Genomic DNA, 18579 nt, shown 5'->3' with positions numbered 1-18579 from the left:
CATTTCGGTCAGTCTCGGGTGTGGCGGGGGGGCGCGACGCCGGTTTTGGTGGTGGGCGCGCCGCCTGCCCCTCCCCCGCGCCCCCGCCCTTCCCCCCCCCCCCCCCCCCCCCCCCGCCCGGGGGGCCCGCCACCCTCTCCCACAAGGGGCGAGGGTGCACCGTCAACGCGGGGCGAGGTGAAGAAAACTCACGCCTCTCCGCGTAGCCAGGCTTTCATCTTCTGCAACAGACCGTGCCGCAACTCGCCCACCGAGCCTGCTTCAGCCGGTGTCAGTGTCTGCAAAGCCGCATCGACATCGTCGGTCGCCAGCGGTGGCGGCTCGGGCGCAGGCGAAGATGTAAGCCCCGCCGCGGCGAGCGCAATCGGGCCAACCTGGGTCAGGAACACCCGCTCATACTCGCGCGACAGGCGCGCGAGCGCGTCTTCCAGGGGCAGCCAGTCGACCACCTTGATGTCGTTCATCAGCTTGCGGACGGGACCGCCCCCGGCCTCCATGCGCCAGAAATGCACGACCTTGGAGCGGCCACCTGACTGATAGACGAGCGTACCCAAAAATTCGTGGATGGCGACGTCGTGGCCGGTCTCTTCCCGCACTTCGCGATGCGCAGCTTGCTTCGGCGTCTCGCCGTCGTCGAGCTTGCCCTTGGGCAAAACCCATTCGTTGCGCTTGCGCTGGCGCACGACGGCAATCAGCGGCGGCGCACCTCGCCGCAGCACAATACCACCCGCCGCCATGACCGGCGCCCGTGCCATCACCACATCCGTCGTCGTAGAAACGTCCCCACCGACGATATAAGCGGCCGCCGCGGCGGATTGAAGGCTAGTTTTTTCTCAGCAACGCTTGACCTGCGCGAATGCGCGTGCCTTCGGCGATGCCGTCGCAGAAGGTGAAATCGCCGGGCGCGAGAATGATGATGGTCGAGCCGTGCTCGAACCAGCCGAGCTCCTCGCCCTTGCTCACGTTGACGTCGCAGGGAAAATTGACCGGCCCCCTGGCCTGCGCATTCAGCACCATGTCGAGGAAGTGCAGGCGGATGCTTGCCACCAGGATCGCGGCGACCGGCACCAGCGTCACAGCTTCGCCGGTGGACAAATGCGTGCGGATCACCGCGCGCTCGTTCTTGCAAAACAGACGCTCGACCCGCTTCAGCGCGATCGGGTTGACGTTCCAGACATCGCCATGGATCAGCGTGACGCGTTCGATATGCGCGTCAAAGGGCGCGTGGAAGCGGTGATACATGCTCGAGGTCAGCCGCAGCGTGACGAAGGAGCCGTTGCGGTGCTGGTTGACCAGCACGGAATCGCCGAGCAAATCGAGCAGCGAGTACGGCGCGCCCTTGACCTGGAACAGCTCGGTATCGGCGATCCGGCCATGGGCGCCGACGATGCCGTCGGACGGACTGGCGACAATGGAGGGGTCCGGATCAAAGCGCCGCAAGCCAGGCTTGAGCTCCCGGGTGAAGCAGTCGTGCAGGCTCCGGAAATGGGTCTTGCGCGCCTCCGTGAGATCGAGGTCGGAGAACAGCTTCCACAGCGCGATGGAGCCGTCCCGCACCAGCGGGTTCTCGATCTTGGAGAACCAGCCCATGAACCGGGTCAACGCGGCGCGCGGGATGCGGTTGGTCAACAGGAAGTTGAGGTCTTCCTGCTGGGTGAAAGAGGCGATGAGGGCTTTGACTGTCATGAATCTGTCAGCTCACAGTATTAGCGCTTGTTGTCATGGAAACGACACTCCCGATTCTTTCTTTGTCCGTGGCCGCCGCAGCGTCCGCTGCCGCCGCCTTCCCGAAGATCAAGGCGCGGATCGAATTGTCCCGCGCCAAGCACCGCTCGCTCGCCGGGCACTCCAAGATGTCCCGCCGGGTGGCAAAGCTGCTTCCGTTCTACGAATTCGAAGGCGATGCGTACTTCGCCTGCGACGGCGCGCCGGCGAACATCGCAGGCCTGCGCAGGGACGGCTTCTTCCGCCTCGCAAGCCTCTACGCCGAGCGCTACCCCAAGGGCCGCGCGATGACGAAGGACGCGGCGGAAAAGATCTCCGACCTGCACTTCACCGAAACATACCGCGTGCCATTCCAGTTCTCGCGTCTCGTCCGCGAGCATTTGGGCACTTCGACATTCGTAGAGTCGTCGCGCGGTGTCACCATTACGGATGTCGACGGCAACACCTCCTACGACCTCACGGGGTCCTACGGCGTCAACATCTTCGGCAACGACTTCTACAAGGAGTGCATCGAGGGCTCCGAGAAGCGGGCGCACGCGCTCGGACCGGTGCTCGGACCCTACCATCCCATCATCCTCGAGAACGTGGCGCGGCTGTGCCAGATCTCGGGCCTCGACGAAGTGTCCTTCCATATGTCCGGCACCGAGGCCGTGATGCAGGCAGTGCGGCTCGCGCGCTACCACACCAGGCGCACGCATCTGGTCCGTTTCGCCGGCGCCTATCACGGCTGGTGGGGCGACGTGCAGCCCGGCGTCGGCAATCCGATTCCTGCGCACGAGACCTACACCCTCGCCGAGATGTCGGAGAAGACGCTGCATGTGCTGCGGACGCGCAAGGACATCGCCTGCGTGCTGGTCAATCCGCTGCAGGGCCTGCATCCGAACGCCAACGCGCCCGGCGACTCCTCGCTGGTCGATTCCTCCCGGGGCGGTAATTTCGACCGCGCGGCCTACACCGAATGGCTCAAGCAGCTGCGCGAGGTCTGCACTGAGCGCGACATCGTGCTGATCTTCGACGAGGTCTTCGTCGGCTTCCGTCTCGCTGCCGGCGGCGCCCAGGAATACTTTGGCGTCAAGGCCGACATGGTGACCTACGGCAAGAGCCTCGCCGGCGGCCTGCCGGTCGGCGTGGTCTGCGGCAAACGCGAGCTGATGCGCCGCTTCCGCGACGACCGCCCCGCCGACGTCTGCTTCGCCCGCGGCACCTTCAACTCGCACCCCTACGTCATGACGGCGATGGACGAGTTTCTGAGCCGGCTCGCCAGCCCGAATTTCCGCGCCGTCTATGACGGACTGGACGAGACCTGGAACGGCCGCGCGCAAAAGCTCAACCAAATGATGAGCGATGCCGACCTGCCGGTGCGGTTCGCAAACTTCTCGTCGATCTGGACGGTGAAATACACCACGCCGTCCCGCTACAACTGGATGCTGCAATATTACCTGCGCGCTGAAGGCCTGTCCTTGAGCTGGGTCGGCACCGGCAGGCTGATCTTCAGCCTGAACTACACCGACGCCGATTTCACCGAGGTCGCCGAGCGTTTCGTCCGCGCGGCCGAGAAGATGAAGGCCGACGGCTTCTGGTGGCACGATGGCGTCCTCACCAACAAGACCATCAAGCGGCAGATCCTGAAAGAGATGCTGGCCAAGCGCTTCGGGCGCTGAGGCTGGTTCCTCCAACGGCGTCATGGCCGGGCACAGCCGTCCGAAGGACGGCGTCGCTTCCGCTCGCCTATGCCCGGCCAGCCACGCGTCTCCGCGCGAGACCTCCAAGACGTGGATGCCCGGGCCTTCGCCTCGCCGAAGCGGCTTCGGCCGCGCAGGCGGGACGAGCCCGGGCATGACGCAACCATCAGACATCGGAGGCCTTGGTGAGAACGGCGCGCTCAGGCGTGCTGCTCTTCGAGCGTGGGCTCACCGATGAGGCCCAGCGTGTGCTCGGGCTTGAGATGCAGGCCGGGATCCATCAGCTCGCCACGCATCAGCGCCAGCGGCGCGTTGCGGTAGAGCATCAAATCGTGGAAGGGGTCGGTCAGGATCTTCGTCATCCAGACGAGACCGGTCTCGACGTCGCGGATGAAGAACAGGTGCACCGTGCGGAACATGAGACCGCCGCCGCCGACGACGAGCCAGATCTTGGCCACTTGCCGCATGAAGTCGGTCGCGCCCGCCCAAGGCGTGAACAGTCCGAACAGAGTCGGATCGACCAACAGCACCACCGGCGACAGCGCCCAGATCGACATCAGCACCACCTTGCGCCGAAGGTTGTAGCCGACCTTGATCTCTTCCTTGTGCTCGTGCGTCGCCTGGTTGATCTGGTCGTAGCCATGCGGCTCGAAGAAGAAGTGGCCGGCCTGGCGCGAGGTCATCGAGACCAGCCAGCCCACCAGCGCGGAGACCATGGGGTCGACGAACAGCCAGACATAGGCGAACAGGAAGCTCAGCGCGCTGACAAAGTGCAGGCTCTGATTGATGCGGCTGTGGTGATAGTAGCGATGGTCGTCCCAGCGCTGGATCCGCAGCTGCTCGAGATAGTTCTTGATCATGCTCTCCCCCAAATGCTTTCGGGTTCAGGATTTACAGGGATTCGATGTAGGCCGTGTGACATCATCATTTTGTCATGTGACGATGCGCAGCGGCGCGATGACGCACGGGTTACGTGAGCTTGGATCAAGCCGCCTTGGCGACGTCGATCTTGCGGAATCGCACCAGCGAGAAATGACCGAGCGGCGGGATCAGGCGGCGCTCGGCGAGCTCGATGCCGTCGGCACCGGCCAGCCATTTGGCATAACGCGACCAGGCGAACTCGGCGGTGCGGAAACCGAGCGGACGTACCACCGGCTGCAGCTTCTGCTCGATGAAGCGGCGCATGCCGGTATCGGCGCTGACGCGGGTGAGGATGATCAGCTCCCCGCCCGGGCGCAGCACGCGGGCGAATTCGTCAAGCGCAACTTCCGGATTCGGCACGGCGGTGACGACGTATTGCGCCATCACGACGTCGAAGGAGTTGTCGGGGAATTCGAGCTTCTCGGCATCCATCACCGCGAGGCCTTCGACGTTCTCTAGGCCGCCCTCGACGACGCGCTGGCGCGCCTTGTCGAGCATCGCCTCCGAGATGTCGGTGCCGAAGATGCGCAGATGCGGCGCGTAGAGCGGCAGCGAGATGCCGGTGCCGACGCCGACCTCGAGCACCCGGCCGCCGATCTTGTTGGTGGCCGCGATCGCGGCCTGCCGGCCTTTTGCGAACACGCCTCCGAACACGAGGTCGTAGACCGGTGCCCAACGATCATAGGCCTGCTCGACCGTGCCACGGGTGAGGTCGAGCTGCTGGGTGCCGTCAAGGTTCATGATCTTAGCCATCGATGAGGTTCTCGCTGTGGTCGAACGGGATCAGCCGCGCACCGGCCGCCGCGCCATGCGAGGCGAGGCGCGCAAGACGCGGCTGGGCTGAAGTGAAGTGAGGTTGCCGACGAATTGGCGCGCGCTGTTTTCCCAGGAGCGCTCCAGCGCGAAGTTGCGGCAGGTCTCGCGCGACATGGTCAGTGCGCGCAGGCACGCTTCGCGCAAATCGTGGTCGATCGCGCCGATCGGATGATCTGCGATGACGTCCTTCGGTCCCGTCACCGGAAACGCCGCAACCGGCGTGCCGCAGGCGAGCGCTTCGAGCTGCACCACGCCGAACGTGTCGGTCAGGCTCGGAAACACGAACACGTCAGCGGCGGCGAGGTGCGCGGTGAGGTCAGCGCCCTTCTTCTCGCCGAGGAAGACCACGTCGGGAAATTTCTTTTCAAGGCCGGCCTTCTGCGGACCGTCGCCGATGACGACCTTGGTGCCGGGCAGGTCGAGCGAGAGGAAAGCCTCGAGGTTCTTCTCCACCGCCACGCGGCCCATCGTCATGAAGATCGGCCCGGGCAGATCGAGCTTGGCTGGAGAGTCCGGATGAAACAGCTCGGTGTTCACGCCGCGGGTCCAGAAGCCGAGCCGCTTGAAACCGCGCTCGGACAGCTCCTGCCGCAGCGAGGGCGTCGCGACCATCGTCATGACGGCGGCATCGTGGAAGTGGCGCAGCACGGCGTAGCCGACGCTCGCGGGGATGCCGGTTCGCACCGAGACGTATTCGGGAAAGCGCGTGGTGTAGGAGGTGGTGAAGGCGAGCCGGTTGCGACGGCAATAAGCCCGCGCCGCCCAGCCGATCGGCCCTTCGGTCGCGATGTGCAGCGCCTCCGGCGCCGCCCTCTCGATCCGCCGCCCAATCTCCCTGCCGCTCGGCAGCGCAATGCGCAGCCCCGGATAGGTCGGCAACGGCCATGACCGAAAGCCGTCCGGCGTCAGGAAGTCGATCTCGACATCCAATGCCTTGGCCGCGCCAGCCAGCGAGGTCAGCGTCCGCACCACACCGTTGACCTGCGGATGCCAGGCGTCAGTCGCGATTAATACCCGCATGGGGAAATCCCGAGATTTTTATGATTCTCGGCTTAGGACCATCAACCACGGATATTTCAGGCGTGTGACGTCATGGAAGTGTCGGCCCGCTGTTTTGTTCGTTAACGGGTCCGCGCAGCCACGAAACCGTCATGAAACAATCCTTTCCGCCATGAAACCGTTTTCGGTTTTCCGCGCAAACGTCCCGAAACTTCTTGCCGTTAGTGATCTAGGCAACAGAGCACCGCAACGGTGCCGGGTGACCAAGAAACACCGCGCAAACAGGGGCGACCGATGATCAATCTGGAGACGTTGAAGACTTATTCGCGCGCCGTTGCGTTTGGCGCAGTGGCTGTCACCGCGATCGCGTTCGCCGGCCCGGCCAAGGCCGCGCCTGTGCAGCTCTTCCCCTTCTTCCAGCCGCTGCCGCCGATCGCAGCGCCGCAGCCGTACCAGCCTTATCAAGCGACGCCCTATCGGGCCGCGCCGTCCGAGGAGCAGGACGCGGTCGAAACGCCGGCCCGCTTCCGCCGCCAGACCGTCTCCTATGCGACGCGTGAGGCGCCGGGCACCATCATCATCGATACGCCCAACACCTATCTCTATCTCGTGCTCGGCAATGGCCAGGCGATGCGCTACGGCATCGGCGTCGGCCGCGACGGTTTCACCTGGTCCGGCACCCAGTCGGTGACCAAGAAGGCGGAGTGGCCGGATTGGACCCCGCCGCCGGAGATGATCGCCCGCCAACCCTATCTGCCGCGCCACATGGCCGGCGGTCCCGGCAATCCGCTCGGCGCCCGCGCCATGTATCTCGGCGGCACCATCTACCGCATCCACGGCACCAACGCACCCGACACCATCGGCAAGCACGTCTCCTCCGGCTGCATCCGCCTGACCAATGACGATGTCGCGGACCTGTACTCCCGCGTCAACGTCGGCACCAAGGTGATCGTGCTGCCGATGACGGAGCGCCGCGCAGAACTCGGAGCCGCAACGCGGTAAGCGACAGGACATTGTGACGCAAGCGGCCCCGGAACCCACCGGGGCCGTTTTCGTTGGCCCTCTGCATACCGATGCGCGCGCGTGCTGCGGCGCGATCCCCGATGGAGGCGCGAATGCAATCACGTCCGCAAACGCCGCAAGGCAAATGCCTGCGCGCGATCGCTGCCGCCGTGGCACTGCTGCTGACCGTGCCCACCTCGCGCGCACAGCAGCCGGGGAGCGACGATGCAGCCCAGCAAGCCTTCAACAATTCCTGCCGCACCTGCCACTCGGTGAAAGAGGGCGACAATCGTCTGGGCCCCAACCTCAACAAAATCGTCGGACGCAAGGCCGGCGCGCTGCCGAACTACAACTATTCTTCGTCGATGAAGGAAGCCGGCTTCGTCTGGGACCAGGACAAACTCACCCGCTTCATGCTCAAGCCGGACGAGGTCGTCTCCGGCAACAAGATGCAGCCCTATGGCGGCGTCTCGGCGGAGGAAGCGGGCAAGATCGTTGCCTATTTGCAGGCGGCTTCGCAGTAGGGCCACCGGCCCCGCCGATCTGCGATCAGCCTCAGCCACGCCGCCGAATGAAACGCGCTCATCAGCAGATACATCGGCACCATCCCGCCGAGCATCGCCCCATGTCCGGAGCCACACAGCATGTCCGCCGGGCCATCAAGCATGGCCGTCAGTACGGCCATGATCGCGAAGGTCGGCGTCGCCGCCAGCCCCAACCATCTGGCGAGGTGGCGCGCAGCCACCACACCGTTGCGGCTCGCGCCGGCCATTGCGCTGACGGGACTAGTCACGTCCTTCAGCCGCCTCCTCGCGAAAAGCCTTCTCGCCCGCGGTCGAGATCTCGACCCATCTCTTGTCGGGCGCCGCACCTTCGGTGTAGCTGTCGTGCCAGTTCCACCATTTGTAGGTCGGCGTCTGCGGATAGCCTTTCGGCGAATCCTCCCAGACCTCCTGCCGTCCCAGCGGCGTGATGTCGAGGTAATTCCAGGTGCCGCCCATCTGCTCGTCGCCCCGGCTCTTGACGAAATAGGTGCGGAAGATCCGGTCGCCGTCGCGGAAGAACACGTTGGTCCCGTGCCACTCGTCGACGCCGAAATCCGCATCGAAACTGTCGGTGACGGTGACCCATGGCATGGTCCAGCCCATCCGCTGCTTCAGCCTGCTGATATCGGCCTGCGGTGCGCGCGAGGCGAACACCAGCGTGGTGTCGCGGGCATTGAGGTGCGCGACATGCGCGACCTGGTCGGCCACCATGGAGCAGCCGCGGCAGGCATGATCCGGCCAGCCGAACACGCCCGGCTCGAAGAACGCACGGTAGACGATCAGCTGCCGCCGGCCCTGGAACAGGTCGTGCAGACTGACCTTGCCGCCCGGCCCCTCGAACGCATAGGTTTTGGTCACTTCCATCCACGGCATGCGCCGGCGCTCGGCCGCCAGGGCATCGCGGGCACGGGTATGCGCCTTTTCCTTCACGAGCAGTTGCTGACGGGCGGCCTCCCAGTCCTGCGGCGACACCACCGGCGGTGTTTGCATGGCGGCTTGTCCGTTATTTCCTGCGTTGTCAGCTGATGTCATCATGGCTCTCCAACTTTTCCCGGGCGGCCGTTCCGTATCTCGCTATGCAAGATGCGGAACCGCTCGCCCCTCGCCGCACATTGTCGGCCGTCAACGATCTCTCGCACCGGACGGTTGCGTGGTGGGAGTAACAAGTGTGGCGGGATTTGAATGGAGTCGCTGATCACGGCCGCGGCGCGCGCGCTCCAAGCCGGCGATCCGCTCGGCGCGCTGAACCGCGTTGCGCTGCGCAACGATGCACCTTCGCTGGCGCTGCGCGGCATCGCGATGGCGCAACTCGGCGATCTCGCCAAGGCGAAGACGCTGCTGCGCAGCGCCGCACGTGCCTTCGGCCCGAGAGAGGCGGTCGCGCGGGCAAGATGCGTCGTCGCGGAGGCCGAGATCGCACTCGTCTCGCGCGACCTGAATTGGCCGGCCAACACGCTCGTGGCCGCGCGGGCGACGCTCGCAAGCCACGGTGACCTCGCCAACGCGGCCCATGCGGGTCACATCGAGGCGCGCCGACTTCTCCTTCTCGGGCGCCTTGACGAGGCCGAACGCACGCTGGCCGACATCAAGTCCACGCCGCTGCCCCCGGCTGCGCAGGTCGGCCGCGAACTCGTGATTGCCGGCATCGCGATCCGGCGGCTCAGAACGAAAGACGCGCGCGCGGCGCTCGGGCGCGCGGCGAGCGCAGCACGACAGGCCGGCATTCCCGCGCTTGCGGCCGAGGTCGAAGGCACGAGCCGCGTGCTCGACACGCCCGCAGCGCGCTTGATCACGCGCGGGCACGAACGGCCGCTACTGCTCGAGGAGGTCGAGGACCTCGTGACATCGGAGGCGCTCGTGGTGGACACGTTCCATCACGCGGTTCGCAGGCGAGGCATCCTCGTGCCGCTCGGAACGCGGCCGGTGCTGTTCGCACTCGCGCGCATCCTGGCGCAGGCCTGGCCGGCCGATGTCTCGCGGGAAGGGTTGATCACGGGAGCGTTTCAGGCAAGGCACGTCGATGAATCGCATCGCGCCCGGCTGCGCGTCGAAATCGGGCGGCTCCGCACCAAGCTCAAGCCTCTGGCCGACGTCAGCGCGACCAGGCAAGGTTTTGCGCTGACGCCGCGCAACACGCGGCAGGTTCTCGTCCTCGCACGGCCCGTCGAGGAGAAGCACGCCAATGTGCTCGCCTTCCTCTCTGATGGCGAGCCCTGGTCGAGTTCGGCGCTCGCGCTGGCGCTGGGAACGAGCGCGCGCACCGTGCAACGGGCCCTCGAAGAGCTGGCGCGATCGAACAAGGTGCAGTCCTTCGGACAAGGACGGGCGCGGCGCTGGATGACGCCGCCCGTGCCGGGTTTCCCGACAGGCTTGTTACTCCCCGGACCGCTCATGAAGACGTAAAGTGGGATTCACACCGCAGGGACCGAGCAGATGAAACGTTCAGCCGCCGAGATCGTCAGGGAATACGGGCCCTATGCAGGCGTCGAAGCCGTGCACGGCGTCACCTATGACGGCAGCCTTATGTGGTTCGCATCCGGCGACAGATTGAACGCGGTCGACCCGGCCGATGGCAAGATCACCCGCTCCATCGATGTCGCCGCGCATGCGGGAACGGCGTTCGACGGCCGCCACCTGTTCCAGATCGCCGAGGACCGCATCCAGAAGATCGACGCTGTGACCGGCAAGGTGCTCGCCACCATCCCGGCACCCGGCGGCGGCGGCGATTCCGGACTGGCCTGGGCCGAGGGCTCGCTCTGGGTCGGACAGTATCGGGAGCGCAAGATCCATCAGGTCGATCCCCAGACGGGAAAAATTCTCCGCACCATCGAAAGCAAGCGCTTCGTCACCGGCGTGACCTGGGTCGACGGCGAGCTCTGGCACGGCACCTGGGAAGGCGAGGACAGCGACATCAGGCGGATCGACCCCGAGACGGGCAAGGTGCTGGAGCAGCTCGACCTGCCCGCCGGGACGATGGTGTCAGGATTGGAGTCCGATGGCGGCGACCGTTTCTTCTGCGGTGGCGGAGATCGCGGCAATGTGAGGGCGGTGCGCCGTCCGAAGCGCGGCTAGGTACGCGAGGACGAATGCGCGGCAACGGTGCGTTCGCGGCCGTTAATATGTTTGCCCCAATTCCACCCCATCGGTGGGCTCTAGCGCCCTCCTTGCCTGCCCTGTAGACTTCTGCCCCGGGGCGGCCTGGGGGATTGATGCGACTGACGCTGAACTTGAAAACTGTCCTGATCGCCGTCGCGGTGCTCGCGGCGTCGTTTTTCATCAGCCTGAAGGCGATGGACTGGCTGTCGCCGCGGGCGACGAATTCCGCGCCGCCGGTCGCGCAATTGCCGCCGCTGCCGCCGGTCTCGAAGAGCTCGATCGTGGTGGCGCCGGTCGCCATCGCGCTGTCGGCGATCCGCGAGCAGGCCGAGAAGGCCGCTCCGCGCAATTTCGCCGGCAAGGCCGAGAACCCGATCTCGCAAATCCTGGAGAACGCCGACATCGGCTGGTCGGCGGTACGCGGACCGATGGCGACTGCCGGCGACAAGGACGTGCTGACGATCTCGACGCCGCTCACGGGCAAGCTGAACGTGACGGGCTCGCTGTCGTCGAAAGCCACCGGCGCGCTCGGCGAGGCGCTCGGCAGCGTGCTCGGCGGCAATGCCGCGAAACAGATCGGCGCGGTCAACATCAAGAATTTGAACGCCAGCGCCGAGATCAAGGGCAACGTCGTCGTTACCTCGCGGCCGAAGCTCGCCGCCAACTGGCATCTCGAGCCCAATCTCGGCGCCCAGGTCAATCTTGGCGATACCAACCTCAACATTTCGGGCGCCAAGGTCAACGTGCCTGCCCAGGTGAAGCCGCTGATCGACAAGACCGTCGGCGAACAGATCAACGCCGTCTCCGAACGCATGCGCAACGATCCGACCTTGCGGGACAACGCGAAGCTGCAATGGGCCAAGGCCTGCCGCTCGATCCCGCTGCAAGGCTCGGGGTCTTCCGCCGCGCTGCCGCCGCTTTGGCTCGAGATGAAGCCGACCCGCGCCATCGCGGCACAGCCGCGCGTCGACGCACAGAACGTGACGCTGCTGCTTGGCCTCGAGCTCGAGACGCGCGTGATCTCGACGCCGACCAAGCCCGACTGCCCGTTCCCCGACAAGATCTCGATCGTGCCGCCGACCGGCACCGGTGTGAACATTGGCGTGCCGATCGACGTGCCCTTCACCGAGATCAACAAGCTCATCGCGGCGCAGATGGTCGGCCACACTTATCCCGAGGACGGCTCCGGCCCGGTCGATGTCACCGTCAAGAGCGTCAACGTGATCCCGTCGGGCGAGCGCCTCCTGATCTCGCTGCTGGTGCGCGCCAAGGAGAAGAAGAGCTGGCTTGGTCTCGGCGCCGAAGCGACCGTGCACATCTGGGGCCGGCCGATGCTCGACCAGGCGCAGCAGACGCTGCGGCTCGCCGACATCCAGCTCGCCGTGGAATCCGAGGCGGCCTTCGGCCTGCTGGGTGCCGCGGCGCGCGCGGTGGTGCCGCAGATGCAGCAGGCGCTGGTGCAGAAAGCGACGGTCGATCTGAAGCCGATTGCCGCCAACGCACGCGAGAAGATCGCCGCCGCGATCGCCGACTATCAGAAGAACGAGGATGGCATCAAGGTCGAAGCGAAGATCGACAGCCTGAGCCTCGCCGACATCGCCTTCGACTCCAAGACGCTGCGCGTGATCGCGGAAGCCGGGGGCTCGCTGAATGTATCCGTGACGAAGCTGTCGGGGATGTAGCGCGCCCCTTTTCCCGACGGGTCCGTGCGCGCAGTCGCTTGCGCCGCTGGCAATCTGGTCGGACGATGCTAAGCTGTTCCTCGCACCCCGGGGACGGGGTGCTGACAGCACTGTGGCTGACAACGCGAGGACGACATGGAAGCCGGCATGGTTACGCCTGCGCCGGCGCTGGTGCGCTTTTCCGGCATTCAGAAGACCTATGATGGCGAGCACCTCGTGGTGAAAAACCTCGATCTCGACATCAGGAAGGGCGAGTTCGTCACCCTGCTTGGTCCGTCGGGCTCGGGCAAGACGACCACCCTGATGATGCTGGCGGGTTTCGAGGTTCCGACCCATGGCGAGATCTTCCTCGCGGACCGACCGATCAAGAACGTGCCGGCACACAAGCGCGACATCGGCATGGTGTTCCAGAATTATGCCCTGTTTCCGCACCTGACGATTGCGGAGAATATCGCCTTCCCGCTCTCCGTTCGCAACACGAACAAGGCCGAAGCGCAGGATCGTGTCAAAGCGGCATTGCGCATGATCAAGATGGAAACTCTGGCGCAGCGGCGGCCCGGGCAGCTGTCCGGCGGTCAACAGCAGCGCGTGGCGCTGGCCCGCGCGCTGGTTTTCAATCCGCAACTCGTGCTGATGGACGAGCCGCTGGGCGCCCTAGACAAGCGCCTGCGGGAGCAGATGCAACTGGAGATCAAGCAGCTGCACGAGACCATGGGCATCACCGTCGTCTATGTCACCCACGATCAAAGTGAAGCGCTCACCATGTCGGACCGCATCGCCGTGTTCAACGATGGCATCGTGCAGCAGATCGACAGGCCCGACGCGCTGTATGAGCATCCGGTGAACAGCTTCGTCGCCCATTTCATCGGCGAGAACAACGTGCTGTCCGGCACCGTCGAGACGGTCGAGAAACAATATTGCCGCGTTGTGCTGGCGGGCGGCGGCGCCGTGACCGCACGAGCGGTCAACGTATCAGGCGCGGGCGCATCGACCTCGCTGTCGGTGCGGCCGGAGCGGATCGCCATCATCCCGGATGGCATCTCCAGCGACGAACCGAACCGACTGCCGGCCAAGGTGCAGAACACCATCTACCTCGGCGACCACGCGCTGGCCGTGCTCGACGTCGCCGACAACAAGGAGTTCATGGTCAAGCTTCAGCCGGGGACACATGACAGCCTGAGAGCTGGCAGCCTTACAGCTGGCAGCCTGAGACCTGGCGATGACGTGTTCATCACCTTCCGCCCGGAGGACTGCCTGGCCCTCGATCCCGTCTGATCCGACCATGCAGCATCGCTCCAAGGTGGGCGGACCTGGACCAACCAAGCTCAACGCAAGTCACGTGAAGAAGAAGGAACAAAGACCATGCTGAAGCGCAAGATTATTCTGGGTTTGGCCGCGGCATTCACCGCCAGCGCGACGCTGGCCACGGTCGCGCAGGCGCGTGACCTCACCGTTGTGTCGTGGGGCGGCGCCTATCAGGATGCCCAGAAGAAGGTCTATTTCGAGCCGTTCAAGAAAGCGACCGGTGTTCCCTTGAATGACGAGTCCTGGGACGGCGGCGTCGGCGTGTTGCGCGCCAAGGTGCAGGGTGGTGCCGCCACCTGGGACGTCGTCCAGGTCGAGAGCGACGAGCTGGCGGTTGGCTGCGAGGAAGGCCTGTTCGAAAAGCTCGACTATTCGAAGATCGGCGGCGAGGCCGCCTATATCCCACCGTCGGTCAATCCTTGCGGCGTCGGCGCCATCCTCTACGATTTCGTTCTCGGCTACGACAAGGACAAGCTCAAGGAGGCCCCGAAGGGCTGGGCCGACTTCTTCGACACCAAGAAGATCCCGGGCAAGCGTGCCCTGCGTCAGGGGCCGAAGACCACGCTGGAGATCGCCCTCATGGCCGACGGCGTCGCGCCAAAGGACGTCTACAAGGTGCTGGCGACCGACGAGGGCGTCGAGCGCGCGTTCAAGAAGCTGGACACCATCAAGGGCGACATCGTCTGGTGGAAGGCCGGCGCTCAGCCGCCGCAATTGCTCGCCTCCGGCGAGGTGGCAATGACCTCGGTCTACAATGGCCGCATCGACACCGCGAACAAGAACGAGAAGAAGAATTTTGGCATGGTCTGGGACGGAGCGCTCTTCACCCTCGACACTTGGGTGATCCTGAAAGGCAGCCCGAACAAGGACGCGGCCTACAAGTTCCTGGACTTCGTCGGCAAGGCTGAGAACCAGTCGAAACTGTCGGAGAACATTGCTTATGGCACCTCGAACAAGGACGCAGCCGCCCTGCTCGCGCCTGCTGTTCTGAAGGACCTGCCGACAGCGCCTGACAACATCAAGAATGCGGTGGAGATCAATGTTGCCTTCTGGCTCGAGAACATCGACCGCCTGACCGAGCGCTTCAACAAGTGGGCCGCGAAATAGCGTCCCCACAAAGCTCGACCCAAGGTTAGACCAATGACGGATGCGCTCTTGACCGGCGCCCATGGCCCGACCGAGGTGCCGCTCAAGCGCCGATTGCGGCGGGCGGAGCGAGCACGCCAGGTCAAAGCATTGGCGCTGGTTCTGCCGCTTCTCGTCTTCCTGCTCTTCACCTTCGCTGGGCCCATCGCCGGCATGCTGTGGCGTGCCGTCGATGACCGCGAGGTGCGTCTGGTTCTGCCTCAGACCATCGCGGCTCTCGCCAGTTGGGACGGCAGGGATCTGCCGGACGAAAAGGCCTACGCGGCGCTGGCGGGCGACATCATGGCGGCGCGCGATTCCGGCACCATTGCGATTGCGGCCAAGCGGCTCAACTACGCACTGAACGGCTTCCGCACGATCCTGACCAGCACCGCACGCAATCTGAAGACTGCGCCCGAGCCCGGCACGGCGAGGGAGACGCTGGGCAAGATCAACCCGGCCTGGCGCGAACGCGCCACCTGGACCACGATCAAGGACGCCAGTGGCCCCGTGACCGGCTTCTATCTTTTGTCGGCGCTCGATCTGACGCGGAACGTGGACGGCGCGATTGTCGCAGCTCCGCCCGATCAGGCCATCTACCGCGACGTTTTCGTCCGCACCTTCCTCATCAGCCTCAGTGTCACGGTGCTGTGCCTGATCCTTGGCTTCCCGGTCGCCTACCTGCTGGCGGCGCTGCCGCCCGGCCGGTCGAATTTGCTGATGATCTTCGTCCTGCTGCCGTTCTGGACGTCGCTTCTGGTCCGCACCTGCGCCTGGATCGTTCTGTTGCAGGGCAAAGGCGTCGTGAACGACAGCCTGCTCTGGCTTGGCATCATCGACGAGCCATTGCGCCTGATCTACAACCGCTTTGGTGTCTGCGTGGCCATGACCCACGTTCTCCTGCCGTTCATGATCCTGCCGCTGTACAGCAGCATGAAGGCGATCTCGCCTGCTTACATGCGTGCCGCCGCCTCGCTCGGCGCGCCGCCGCTCACCGCCTTCCTGCGGATCTACCTGCCTCAGACGCTGCCCGGCATCGGCGCGGGAAGCCTGCTCGTCTTCATCCTGGCGCTCGGCTATTACATCACGCCAGCACTCGTCGGGGGCGCCGCCGATCAGATGATCAGCTACTTCATCGCGCTCTACACGACCGAGACGGCCAATTGGGGCCTTGCTTCGGCACTGGGTGCGGTGCTGCTGCTCGCCACTATTCTGCTCGCGCTCGTCTACGGAAAGCTGGTGCAGGGACAGCAGGTCACGGGAGGGATGAAGAATTGAGCGACAATTCCTCCATCCGCACGCCGAGCCAGCGCATTGCGTGGACCGCGACCATCGTGATCTCCACGCTGGTGTTCATCTTCCTGATTGCGCCGATCCTTGCGATCATGCCGCTGTCGTTCAGCTCGGGCTCGTACCTCACCTATCCGCTGCCGGGCCTCTCGCTGCGCTGGTACGACGACTTCATCAATTCGCCGCGCTGGATGAATTCGCTGAAGAACAGCATGATCATCGGTGTCGCCTCGACCCTGCTGTCGATGGTGCTCGGCACGCTGGCGGCGTTAGGGCTGGCGCAGTGGAAGAGCCGGTTCAAGCCGCTCGTGCTGGCCTTCGTGCTGTCGCCGGTCGTCGTGCCCGGGGTCATCACCGCGGTCGGTCTCTATTTCTTCTTCGCGCCGATCGGATTGACCGGCAGCTATCTCGGCTTGATCCTGGCCCACACCGCGCTGGCGACGCCCTTCGTCGTCATCACGGTCGGCGCGACGCTGCAGAGCTTCGACACCAATCTGGCCCGCGCTGCCGCCTCGCTCGGTGCCTCGCCGCTTGACGCCTTCCGCCGCGTGATCCTGCCGCTGATCCTGCCCGGCGTGGCATCGGGGGCCCTGTTCGCCTTCGCGACCAGCTTCGATGAGGTGGTGATCGTGCTGTTCATGGCAGGTCCCGAGCAGCGCACCCTGCCGCGCGAGATGTTCAGCGGCATCCGCGAGAACATCAGCCCGACCATCACGGCGGCGGCGGTGATCCTGACGACGGTCTCGGTCATCCTGCTCGCCACCCTGGAAGGCCTGCGCCGGCGCAACGAACGGCTCAAGGGCAGCAGCGCGTGAGCTTCTTCCTTCTCCCGGGGAGAGGGTGAAAACACTGCCGCGCCCTGCTTATTTCTCAACCCTCCTCGCGCATTCCCGGGCTTTGCTCCGGGGACCGATTGTCGTTAGAACGGTCCCCGCAACAAAACCCAAACAACAACGCTGAGGGAGAAACAAAATGCAAAAGCTCATCGCCGCGATCGCGGCCGGTCTCGCGCTCGCCGCCACGTCAGGCGCCGCCCAGGCGCAGATTTCCGACGACGTCGTCAAGATCGGCGTGCTCACGGACATGTCGAGCCTCTATGCGGACGCGACCGGCAAGGGCTCGCTCGCCGCCGTGGAGATGGCGGTCGCCGATTACGGTGCCAAAGTCGCGGGCAAGCCCGTGCAGGTGGTCTCCGCCGATCACCAGAACAAGCCCGACGTCGGCGTCAACATCGCCCGCAACTGGTACGACAACGACAAGGTCGACGCGATCTTCGACGTGCCGACCTCGTCGGTGGCGCTGCCGATCTCGGCGTTGACGCGCGAGAAGAACAAGATCCACATCAATTCCGGCGGCGGCTCATCCGATATCACGGGCGTCGCCTGCTCGCCCAACACGGTGCACTGGACCTACGACACCTATGCGCTGTCGAACGTCGCCGGCAAGGCGATGGTCAAGCGCGGCGAGGACACCTGGTTCTTCGTCACCGCCGACTACGCCTTCGGCATGGCGCTGCAGCGCGACGCCGCCAACGTCGTCAAGGAGAGCGGCGGCAAGGTGCTCGGCGAGGTCCGCCATCCGCTCAACTCGTCGGACTTCTCCTCCTTCCTGCTCCAGGCCCAGGCCTCCAAGGCCAAGGTGGTCGCACTGGCCAATGCCGGCGGCGACACCACCAATGCGCTGAAACAGGCGGCCGAGTTCGGCCTGACGGAGGGCGGCCAGAAGATGATCGCCTTGCTCATGGAGATCACCGACGTTCATTCGCTCGGCATCAAGTCGACGCAAGGCCTGATCATCACCGACGCGTTCTACTGGGACACCAACGAGGAGACGCGCGCCTTCTCCAAGCGCTTCAACGAGAAGGTCGGTCACATGCCGACCATGATCCAGGCGGGGCTCTATTCCGCGACCATGCATTACCTGAAGGCGATCGACGCCATCAAGACCGACGAGGCACCGAAGGTGATGGAGCAGATGCGCAAGACACCGGTCAACGACTTCTTCGCCAAGAACGGCAAGATCCGCATCGACGGCCGCATGGTCCACGACATGTATCTGTTCGAGGTCAAGAAGCCCGAGGACTCCAAGGGCGAGTGGGACCTCTACAAGCTGATCGCCACCGTGCCCGGCGACGAGGCCTTCCGTCCGCTCGACAAGGGCGGCTGCCCGCTGGTGACGCACTGAAGTTCTTCTCCCTCTTCCCGCTTGCGGGGAGAGGTTGGGAAGAGCACGACAGCGGGGGCCCCGCCACCCCCCGGGCCGGCCCCGGCCTATCCAGTACGCCGCGGCTTCTCGGCTCCCGCCGCACCGTCTCGGAGTACTGTATCCCCGCCCCCGTGCGAATTTGCGCACTAGGCGGGGATGACAGCGGTATTTGCCTCTCGCACAGCG

General features: G+C 65.0%; 19 protein-coding genes. 12 read left to right on the top strand and 7 right to left on the bottom strand.

Annotation, left to right across the window (positions count from 1 at the left end; all coding sequences use genetic code 11):
* Positions 1-206 (top strand): hypothetical protein (locus AC0L23_RS12545; protein WP_473357002.1); only part of this gene is annotated, 206 nt, incomplete at its 5' end.
* Here AC0L23_RS12545 and AC0L23_RS12540 read toward each other — a convergent pair.
* Together AC0L23_RS12540 and asd are read right to left on the bottom strand one after the other, a co-directional pair.
* Positions 189-755, bottom strand: a complete 567-nt coding sequence (locus AC0L23_RS12540) for an NUDIX hydrolase (protein ID WP_085385385.1) — start codon at positions 753-755, stop codon at positions 189-191. The genes AC0L23_RS12545 and AC0L23_RS12540 overlap by 18 nt on opposite strands.
* A 67-nt stretch (positions 756-822) precedes the next feature.
* The gene (gene asd / locus AC0L23_RS12535; protein ID WP_085349112.1) at positions 823-1686 is read right to left on the bottom strand and encodes an archaetidylserine decarboxylase; all 864 of its coding nucleotides are present in this window, start codon (positions 1684-1686) and stop codon (positions 823-825) included.
* Between the two features lie 35 nt (positions 1687-1721).
* Here asd and AC0L23_RS12530 point away from each other — a divergent pair, with 35 nt between their 5' ends.
* A complete protein-coding gene (locus AC0L23_RS12530; protein ID WP_085385384.1) occupies positions 1722-3386 on the top strand; it encodes an aminotransferase class III-fold pyridoxal phosphate-dependent enzyme in 1665 nt (554 codons plus the stop codon).
* 221 nt (positions 3387-3607) lie between these two features.
* Here AC0L23_RS12530 and AC0L23_RS12525 read toward each other — a convergent pair whose 3' ends face one another.
* From AC0L23_RS12525 to AC0L23_RS12515, 3 genes are all read right to left on the bottom strand, one after another.
* Positions 3608-4267: a hypothetical protein gene (locus AC0L23_RS12525; protein ID WP_085349114.1), complete on the bottom strand. Its 660-nt coding sequence runs from the start codon at positions 4265-4267 to the stop codon at positions 3608-3610.
* Positions 4268-4391: 124 nt separating this feature from the next.
* Positions 4392-5081: a class I SAM-dependent methyltransferase gene (locus AC0L23_RS12520; RefSeq protein WP_085349115.1), complete on the bottom strand. Its 690-nt coding sequence runs from the start codon at positions 5079-5081 to the stop codon at positions 4392-4394.
* Between the two features lie 30 nt (positions 5082-5111).
* Positions 5112-6164 carry a glycosyltransferase family 4 protein gene (locus tag AC0L23_RS12515; protein ID WP_085385383.1) on the bottom strand — a complete coding sequence of 351 codons (1053 nt, stop codon included), beginning with the start codon at positions 6162-6164 and terminating at the stop codon, positions 5112-5114.
* Between the two features lie 273 nt (positions 6165-6437).
* Here AC0L23_RS12515 and AC0L23_RS12510 point away from each other — a divergent pair, with 273 nt between their 5' ends.
* Positions 6438-7145 (top strand): L,D-transpeptidase, encoded by a 708-nt coding sequence (locus tag AC0L23_RS12510; RefSeq protein ID WP_085385382.1) that lies wholly within the window; start codon positions 6438-6440, stop codon positions 7143-7145.
* A 113-nt stretch (positions 7146-7258) separates the two neighbouring features.
* Positions 7259-7669: a c-type cytochrome gene (locus AC0L23_RS12505; protein ID WP_039799008.1), complete on the top strand. Its 411-nt coding sequence runs from the start codon at positions 7259-7261 to the stop codon at positions 7667-7669.
* Here AC0L23_RS12505 and AC0L23_RS12500 read toward each other — a convergent pair.
* Positions 7645-7938: a hypothetical protein gene (locus AC0L23_RS12500; RefSeq protein WP_039798961.1), complete on the bottom strand. Its 294-nt coding sequence runs from the start codon at positions 7936-7938 to the stop codon at positions 7645-7647. The two genes, AC0L23_RS12505 and AC0L23_RS12500, sit on opposite strands and share 25 nt — an antisense overlap.
* Entirely contained in the window at positions 7931-8725 is a 795-nt protein-coding gene (locus AC0L23_RS12495) for a DUF899 domain-containing protein (protein WP_085385381.1), read from the bottom strand. Before AC0L23_RS12495 ends, AC0L23_RS12500 begins: the two co-directional genes overlap by 8 nt.
* A 147-nt stretch (positions 8726-8872) precedes the next feature.
* Here AC0L23_RS12495 and AC0L23_RS12490 point away from each other — a divergent pair, with 147 nt between their 5' ends.
* From AC0L23_RS12490 to AC0L23_RS12455, 8 genes are all read left to right on the top strand, one after another.
* The gene (locus AC0L23_RS12490; protein ID WP_473357001.1) at positions 8873-10093 is read left to right on the top strand and encodes a helix-turn-helix domain-containing protein; all 1221 of its coding nucleotides are present in this window, start codon (positions 8873-8875) and stop codon (positions 10091-10093) included.
* Between the two features lie 30 nt (positions 10094-10123).
* Complete coding sequence (locus AC0L23_RS12485; protein WP_085385379.1) at positions 10124-10762, top strand: Vgb family protein; 639 nt, start codon at positions 10124-10126, stop codon at positions 10760-10762.
* A 137-nt stretch (positions 10763-10899) separates the two neighbouring features.
* Positions 10900-12468 carry a DUF4403 family protein gene (locus AC0L23_RS12480; RefSeq protein WP_085349121.1) on the top strand — a complete coding sequence of 523 codons (1569 nt, stop codon included), beginning with the start codon at positions 10900-10902 and terminating at the stop codon, positions 12466-12468.
* A 135-nt stretch (positions 12469-12603) separates the two neighbouring features.
* Positions 12604-13743 carry an ABC transporter ATP-binding protein gene (locus AC0L23_RS12475; RefSeq protein WP_085385378.1) on the top strand — a complete coding sequence of 380 codons (1140 nt, stop codon included), beginning with the start codon at positions 12604-12606 and terminating at the stop codon, positions 13741-13743.
* Positions 13744-13830: 87 nt separating this feature from the next.
* Positions 13831-14880, top strand: coding sequence for an ABC transporter substrate-binding protein (locus tag AC0L23_RS12470; RefSeq protein WP_085385377.1), 1050 nt, complete (start codon positions 13831-13833; stop codon positions 14878-14880).
* A gap of 33 nt (positions 14881-14913) precedes the next feature.
* Positions 14914-16176 carry an ABC transporter permease gene (locus tag AC0L23_RS12465; protein WP_247294943.1) on the top strand — a complete coding sequence of 421 codons (1263 nt, stop codon included), beginning with the start codon at positions 14914-14916 and terminating at the stop codon, positions 16174-16176.
* The gene (locus AC0L23_RS12460; RefSeq protein WP_018454162.1) at positions 16173-17003 is read left to right on the top strand and encodes an ABC transporter permease; all 831 of its coding nucleotides are present in this window, start codon (positions 16173-16175) and stop codon (positions 17001-17003) included. The genes AC0L23_RS12465 and AC0L23_RS12460 overlap by 4 nt, the downstream gene beginning before the upstream one ends.
* Positions 17004-17160: 157 nt before the next feature.
* Positions 17161-18372: an ABC transporter substrate-binding protein gene (locus AC0L23_RS12455; protein WP_018454161.1), complete on the top strand. Its 1212-nt coding sequence runs from the start codon at positions 17161-17163 to the stop codon at positions 18370-18372.
* Positions 18373-18579 lie beyond the last annotated feature (207 nt).

This window comes from Bradyrhizobium sp. MI1.4 (genome assembly GCF_055811315.1).
Note: the sequence above shows the minus strand (reverse complement) of the source record. Positions and strands in the feature narration are given on the sequence as shown.